The sequence below is a fragment of the Alkalimonas sp. genome (assembly GCF_020831925.1).
GTDB lineage: Bacteria > Pseudomonadota > Gammaproteobacteria > Enterobacterales > Alteromonadaceae > Alkalimonas.
Window position 1 is genome coordinate 1 of record NZ_JAFIFQ010000112.1, and the last position, 3,374, is coordinate 3,374.

A 3,374-nucleotide genomic window follows, 5' to 3' on the forward strand; every position below is an offset into this window, starting at 1 on the left:
GCAGTCACTTCCGCATACGCCTGCTGTTTGGCATCGTGCTGACTATCGCGGGTTTGATAAGCATTGTCCCGCATGGTCTGCGGGTTTGAACAAAAATGATGGGGCCGCACCATCACCACAGCAGCTGGGGCCTGCACAGAGTTACGCATCAGGCATCACCTGCTTCGCTGACAACATCAATGACTGCATACCTTTCCTTTTCAATAAACCATGGTAAGCCAGGAAACTTCGCTATTGTATTCAGTTCAACTGTCAGACAAAATGGCAAAAAATCACAATTTTTGCAGCATAATCTGTCTATTTGCCAGGTGCATTTAGACAAAAGTGATACCTGCAGAGGTTTTCTGATGCAACCATATCGTTATGACTCGCTGGACAATGCCCTGATTGCAGAACTAAGAAAAGATGGTCGGGCAGCTGTCTCCACCCTGGCCCAAACCCTGAAGGTATCCAGAGGTACCATTCAGAACCGGCTGGATCGCCTGGTTTCATCTGGCGCTATTATTGGTTTTACCGTGCGGGTGCATCAGCAACTCGAAGCCGGGACAGTGCGGGCAGTGATGATGATTGAAGTGGTCGGCAAATCAACATCTCAGGTGATCAAGAAATTGCAAGGGATCCCGGAGTTGACCCGCCTACACACCACCAATGGTGCCTGGGATCTGGTGGCTGAAATTCAGGCCGCTAATTTACCAGCCTTTGATGATGTGCTACGCCAGGTACGTGAGATAGACGGCATTTTAAGCAGTGAGACCAGCATTTTGCTCTCAACCATCTGAGCACGGCCTCCAACAGCGGGCATTCAGTTGCCATGCTTAACGATTGCTCGAGACCAGCTGCTAAACGGATACATGGGGGCCGGCACAGTGACATGCCCCCACACCTGGTTTATCGCACTCAGAAAGAATAGCGCAAACCCAGGCTAAACAAACGAGTACTGAAGTTTTCGGTATCATAGTGGGCAGCTGCTGCACGCAGCTGCAGCTTATTGTTAAGCTGATACCCAATACCAAGCTCTGCTCCTAACCGTATACCACTTTTCCGCTCAGGTCCTTGTGCAGCAGTGCCTGAAAACAGATAGCGACTGCGATTATCAAACAAAGCCAAACGAACATACGGTTGCCAGTGCTCATCCAACACCAGCTGCCCAACCAGGCTCAGCTCTGCACCACGGCCACGTTGCGGTTGGGCCTTGAGTGTCGCTTGCGGTTGATTCACCGGTAAACCATCGTAATGCAGCTTTGCTTCGCCTAAATCCAGCCACCCTAACTCTGCCGATAGCCAGTCATTGAACTGATAGCCAGCAAACAGACGGTAAGCGGTATCCGAGTTCGACTGCTGTGTCACAGTTCCGGATATGCCCGCATCATTCAACTTGCGCTGCACCGCACCGGCCAGGTTGCCCGAGCTATGGCTATTCGCCACTCCACCCTGCACCCCAAGGTACCAACCATCTGCCCAGACCAGCATGGGCAAAAACAGTGCGCTGACACACAGCATCCTAAGCTGCACGTTACGCCGTGCTTTGTTGGAGCGCAAGCGGCGGATCAGCACCAGCATTGCCAGCAACAGTGCGCTAAGCACGCCGAGGCTTCCACCTTTAGACGTCACCGTCACACTGCTCGGTTGCCACTGCGCTGTCGCCTGCAAATCATTGGCAGGCATGGTTGCAGGCAGTGCCGGTGACCAGCCGGTAAAGGTATAGCCAGTTCGGGTTGGTGTCGGTGCATTGATTGCGGCCCCAAAATCCAGCACCAGATCATTGATGGCCTGGCCACCGGCCACATCGAAGCGAATCACATACTGATTGATTTGCCACTGGGCAGTGAGTTGCACATCGTCTTCCGGCATTGTCTCCGGGAAGGCGGGCTGCCAACCGGTGAAGGTGTAACCTTCCCGGCTTGGAGCTGCTGGTGGCGTCAGGGCACTACCAACCAGTTCAGTGATATTGGTAACCGCACTGCCACCGGCACTGTCAAACGAAATCGTAGCCGTTTGTTGTACAGCCAATACCCCAGGATCACGGATCACACCATTGGCACGACCATCATCGTCATTTGGACCACCATCTTCAATGGTTAACCGTACGCAGGCATCGCCTTCGTTCAGACCCGAGCGCCATGCATCGGACGATACCCCAGGGCAATTGCCCAGTGCATTGCGTGGTGCACTGTCAATCTGGTTGTTGTCGTCTTCAACAAAATCCTGCCAAACGAAATTCACCAGTTTGCGCCACACCGCCCCAGCTGGAATGCTTTGCCCGGCAGGCATAGGAATCGCAACCGGTACCGACTCGCCAGGGCTTTCCAAACCAATCACATCCATATTCACCAGGAAGCCCAGATGCTGGTAGCCGGTATCCATCAAGCTGCCCTCCGTCAGCGCTGCGCCGAACTGACCGCTTTGCCAGGATTGCTGCTCACTGAACAAACCCAGTGTCAGCTGATATTGGTTCGGTACTTCGACAAAAAGCCCTGATTGTCCCTGACACTGTGCCACCCGGCTACTGCCACTGCCTTGCGGGCATAGCGGCAAACGATGTGGCACGCCAGCTTCTGGATTCTGGCTGGCAGGAATACCACTGGTACCGCTACTGCTACAATCCGCTACCGGGCAATCCGCCACCACATTTAAAGCCAACTCCAGCTCGCCTTGTTGCTCTGTGGTAGCTGCCGTCAATTGCACGTAGTAACGCCCCAAGGCAAGGCCCGCCGGGTCAAAGCTTGCCGTTGCGCCATTGGTGCTCAACTCAAGCTCCGCGGCTTGCCAGCTGAACTCAGCCGCCACGCCATTGAGCTCGGTTGCTTCCAGCTCAACCAAACCACCACTTTGCTGGATGACGAAACCTTCTGTGGCATCTTGGATAACTCGTGCCTGCAGCACCAGCGGCGGCCGATCTGACTGTACAGTCAGCCGCTGACGATGCGGCGTTCCCAGCAAGGCTTGCTCCAGGCCATCACTCAACAGTGTTAACTCACCATCACTGCTCGCGATGGCAGTCACCATAAATACCCGACGACCTTTATCTGCCGCCATCAACTCAAGGTGGCTGCTATCCAGTAGCACCTGCTCGCCCTTGATCGCAACCCGCACCGGGTAGTCGATCGGCTCATCACTGAGCCAGACACGCGCTCGTGCCGCCACATCTTGCTGCACCGGCTGGCTGCTGGCAGTAAAAGCAATGTAAGGCAGCACATCAAAGCTGACGCTTACTTGCTCTCCTGAGACGCTATCGGTGAACTCAAAGGTGTAACGGCCGGTGCGCTCTGCACTAAACAGATAACTGCCATCATCCTGCAGGCTCAATAGGGTTTCAGCATCGGCGATATCCAGCCACTCGGCGGTACCACTGCGGGTTTGTTGCAAGGCGGTCA

2 protein-coding genes and 1 pseudogene are annotated in these 3,374 nt (G+C 54.5%); 1 reads left to right on the plus strand and 2 read right to left on the minus strand.

Annotated elements, in window-relative coordinates:
- A pseudogene (locus JJU14_RS16315) lies at nucleotides 1-149 on the minus strand (amidinotransferase); the annotation flags it as partial.
- Between the two features lie 198 nt (nucleotides 150-347).
- Between JJU14_RS16315 and JJU14_RS16320 the strand changes: the two are divergent.
- Complete coding sequence (locus tag JJU14_RS16320) at nucleotides 348-779, plus strand: Lrp/AsnC family transcriptional regulator (RefSeq protein ID WP_228614784.1); 432 nt, start codon at nucleotides 348-350, stop codon at nucleotides 777-779.
- A gap of 118 nt (nucleotides 780-897) precedes the next feature.
- Here JJU14_RS16320 and JJU14_RS16325 read toward each other — a convergent pair.
- The coding region (locus tag JJU14_RS16325; protein WP_228614785.1) for an InlB B-repeat-containing protein at nucleotides 898-3,374 on the minus strand (2,477 nt) is incomplete at its 5' end.

Coding starts and splice junctions, on each gene's coding strand:
- JJU14_RS16320 (WP_228614784.1), top strand. CDS start 348: ATGCAACCATATCGTTATGACTCGCTGGACAATGCCCTGATTGCAGAA.